Origin of the sequence: Myxococcus vastator (assembly GCF_010894475.1) — a bacterium.
GTDB lineage: Bacteria > Myxococcota > Myxococcia > Myxococcales > Myxococcaceae > Myxococcus > Myxococcus vastator.
Genome location: NZ_JAAIYB010000614.1, coordinates 1 through 3,827, shown reverse-complemented (window position 1 = coordinate 3,827; position 3,827 = coordinate 1). Strand labels below are relative to the sequence as shown.

Genomic DNA, 3,827 nt, shown 5'->3' with positions numbered 1-3,827 from the left:
CTTTTCCCGGGCCCTGTGGCCACAGGGCCCGGGAAAAGCATGGCGGGGGGCGCGGGCGGCATGCGACGGTCCGCGCGATGAAGATCGCCACCTGGAACGTGAACTCGGTGCGGGCCCGTCAGGAACGGCTGCTCGCCTGGTTGAAGAAGGCCCAGCCGGACATCCTCTGCCTGCAGGAGCTCAAGTGCGTGGACGAGGACTTCCCCATGGAGGCCGTGCGCGAGGTGGGCTACCACGCCGCCGTCCACGGGCAGAAGACGTACAACGGCGTCGCCATCCTCGCGAAGGAGGAGCCGAAGGACGTCGTGAAGGGCCTGTCCGACGGCGTGGATGACTCGCATGCGCGCCTCATCGCGGCGACCGTGGGCGGCATCCGCGTGGTGAGCGCGTACGTGCCCAATGGCCAGTCGGTGGACTCGCCGCAGTACCAGTACAAGCTGGAGTGGTACGGCCGGCTGCGGCGCTACCTGGACACCCGGCACAAGCCCGACGAGCCCCTGGTGCTGGGCGGGGACTGGAATGTGGCGCCCGAGGACATCGACACCTACGACCCCAAGCTGTGGGAGGGCCAGACGCTCTTCACGCTGAAGGAGCGGGACGCCCTCCAGCACCTGGGCGCCTTCGGGCTCTCGGATGCCTTCCGCAAGCTGCACCCCGGCGTGCAGAAGTTCACCTGGTGGGACTACCGCATGCTCGGCTTCCCGAAGAACCTGGGCCTGCGCATCGACCACCTCTACGTGACGGCGCCCGTGGCCGAGCGGCTGACCGTCGTGGACGTGGACCGCGAGGAGCGCAAGGGCAAGCAGCCCTCGGACCACGCGCCGGTGTGGCTCGAGCTGCGCGATTGACGCCCCCACCCGAAGCGCCGCCGTTCCCCGACAGCCTCTGCCACCGCTGCGCCGCGCCGCCTCGCTACGTCCAGTCGAGGACGACGACCTTCATCCTCTGCCCGCTGCTGCCCGGGAAGTACCCACCGCAGCCGGTCCATGCGTGCGCGCTCTTCAAGCCGAAGCCGCTGGAGACACCCCCGGTGCCCCGTTGAGAACAGGCCTGCTATCCATGGATTGCTGGTTTCGTCCCGAATGCCGGGCGCCTCGACTCCCGGCGGGGTAGATTCCGCGGCGTGTCCGAGGAGAAAAACCGGAGTTCGCCACCCGAGGGGACCGAGGCGACGGTGCTGTCGCCGCTCCCGCGTCCCGCCACCCCCGACGTGACGGAGCGCGAGCTGTTCGCCGGGCGCTACGTCCTGGAGGAGCTGGCCGGGCGCGGTGGAATGGGCGCGGTGTACCGGGCGCGAGACACGCTGGTGGGCGACGTGGTGGCGTTGAAGCTGCTGGAGCTGGGCGCTTCGCCGGCGCCGGAGTGGCTGGAGCGCTTCCGCCGCGAGGTCCGCCTGGCCCGGCGCATCACCCACCGGCACGTGGCGCGGACCTTTGACCTGGGCGAGCACTCGGGCCGCCTCTACCTGACCATGGAGTACGTGGAGGGGGAGAGCCTGCAAGCGTTGATGGAGCGCGAGCACGCGGTGCCTCCCGCGCGGGCGGCGCGGCTCGTCCTGGCGCTCTGTGAGGGCCTGGCGGCGGCGCACGCCGCGGGCGTGGTGCACCGGGACCTGAAGCCGGCCAACGTGCTGGTGGAGGCCCGTGGCCGCGTGGTGCTCACCGACTTCGGCATTGCCCGGGCCATGGCGGGGGAGGGGGCCTCGCGCACGCAGGGCCTGGTGGGCACGCCCATGTACATGGCGCCCGAGCAGCTGGAGAGCGGCGAGGTGGACGCGCGCGCCGACCTCTACGCCACGGGCCTGGTGCTCTATCAGTTGCTCACCGGCACGCCTCCGTTCGCCGGTGATTCGCCCATGGCCGTGGCCGTGGCCCGCTTGAGGCAGCCGCCGCCCGACCCGCGCCTGCTGGCGGCGGTGCCGGATGCGCTGGCGGAGCTGGTGCTCGCGTGCTTGTCGCGCGAGCCCTCCGGCCGGCCACAGGACGCGGCCTGTGTGGCGGATTCGCTGAGGCAGTGGCTCGGCTCCGTCGGCGAGCCCATCGAGCCGGAACATGCCCATGGCGCGTCGACGTCGGGGCTTGGCGGCTCCTCGCTGGCTTCGGTGTCATCGGCCGCTTTTCGTAGCGCGTCCACGTCGCGGCCTGGCGGCTTCGGCCATGACCCGGTGTCCTCGGGCGCGCTGGCATCCCGGACGCCGTTGCGCCCGGACGAGCAGTCGTTGGCGGTGCTTCCGCTGCGCTTCCTGGGCGCTTCGGACCAGGCGTTCCTGGGCGACGGCGTGACGGAGGCGCTCATCGACGTGCTGTCGAGGACGCGTGGCCTCCGGGTGCAGAGCAGCGGGGCCACGGAGCGGTTCCGGCAGGAGCGGGACCCTCGCGCCGCGGCGCGCGAGCTGGGCGTGGAGCTGCTGGTGGATGGGACGCTCCAGGCCGCCGGCAAGACGGTGCGCGTGACGCTCCGGGTGGTGGAGGGCGCGTCGGGCACGCAGTTATGGAGCGGCCGCTTCGACGACGCGGATGACGACCCGTTCCAGCTCCAGGACCGGCTGGGCCAGCGGCTGGCGGAGGCCCTGCGCGGCGAGCTGGCCATCCTGGCCTACCGCGCCACGGTGCCCGGGGAGGCCCTGACGCTCTACCGGCAGGTGGTCTCCCGGATGCTCGCGCAATCGATGACGCGCGAGCTGAAGGACGAGGTCATCACGCCGCTCGAGCAGCTCCGCGACACGGTGACTGGCTTCCCGCACGCGGCGGCGCAGCATGCGGTGGCGACGCTCCGGGCGGGCTTCCTCCGCACCATGGCGGACGAGGTCGACTGGGACGCCCTGGCGCGGACGAGCCTGGAGCGCGCCCGGCAGTTGGCGCCGGAGCTCGTGGAGACGAAGCTGGCACAGGCCATCCTGGCCACCCGGGAAGGCCGGTGGCGGGACGCGGTGGTGGCCTTGCGCACGGCGCTCGACGCGGCCCCCACGTTCGCGCCCGCGCTCCAGCTCCTCGGCAACCTCCAGTGTGAGGCGGGCCGCGCGGATGAAGGCCTGCCGCGCTTGAAGCTGGCCTATTCGCTGGAGCCGGGCATGGCCATCTGCCTGGTCGAAGTGGCGCGTTGCAGTGCCCTGCGCGGCGACGAGGCGACCTATCAGTGGTGCATGGCGCGCCTGAACAGTCAGCCCCTGTTCGGCATGGTGGTCCTCGTCCTCCGCATGCGTGTCGCGGCCTGGAAGGGCGAACTGGACGACCTCCGCCAGTGCCGGGCCGCGCTGTTCGAAGACCCGAGCCACATGGCCTCCCACGTGGCCACCTATTGCTCCGCGGCGCTGGGCGAGATGACCGTGGCGGAGACGGGGGCCAGCCTGGACGGCATGCTCACCTGGCAGGTGAACTCGCGCTTCGCGTCGATGGTGTGTCAGCTCGCGGCGGAGCTGATGTGCATCCGGGGCGCGCCCGCCGAGGCGATGCGCTATCTCCAACAGGCGGCGGACCTGGCCCTCATCGACCTGGAGTGGATGGACCGCTGCCCGGCGCTGGCGCCCCTGCGCGCGCAGCCCGGGTTCGCGGAGGTGCGGCGCAAGGTGCGCTCCCGCGTAGAGGCCATCTGGTCCGCGTGAGGCGCCCCATGGCGCCGCTCCGCGCGTGCCCGTGACGGTGGAGCGCACCTTGTCCGGCCAATCCTGCTCAAAGCAGGCTAAAGCCGCATTTTGCGTTTAGGGCCTGAGATTTTATAACGCGACCGATTGGCAGGGGATCGACAAATAGGCTGAGGCGTGCTCGAAGGTGTCGATGGTCACCGAGGAAGAGGTCGCGAAGAGGTACAAGCTGATGAGCAAGGTTCTG

At 71.2% G+C, this 3,827-nt stretch carries 3 protein-coding genes; all 3 read left to right on the top strand.

The genetic code is table 11. From position 1 onward, the window contains the following. Positions 1-77 precede the first annotated feature (77 nt). The 3 genes from xth (at position 78) to G4D87_RS34890 (ending at position 3,601) form a co-directional block, all read left to right on the top strand. Positions 78-848: an exodeoxyribonuclease III gene (gene xth / locus G4D87_RS34900; RefSeq protein ID WP_163786994.1), complete on the top strand. Its 771-nt coding sequence runs from the start codon at positions 78-80 to the stop codon at positions 846-848. Beyond that, positions 845-1,042, top strand: coding sequence for a hypothetical protein (locus G4D87_RS34895; RefSeq protein WP_163786992.1), 198 nt, complete (start codon positions 845-847; stop codon positions 1,040-1,042). The genes xth and G4D87_RS34895 overlap by 4 nt, the downstream gene beginning before the upstream one ends. A gap of 81 nt (positions 1,043-1,123) precedes the next feature. Continuing rightward, on the top strand, positions 1,124-3,601 hold the full coding sequence (locus G4D87_RS34890) for a serine/threonine-protein kinase (RefSeq protein ID WP_163786990.1): 2,478 nt from the start codon (positions 1,124-1,126) through the stop codon (positions 3,599-3,601). Positions 3,602-3,827: the final 226 nt, after the last annotated feature.

Bases quoted from the DNA above. Each gene is read 5' to 3' on its own strand.
- xth (WP_163786994.1), top strand. From the start codon at position 78: ATGAAGATCGCCACCTGGAACGTGAACTCGGTGCGGGCCCGTCAGGAA.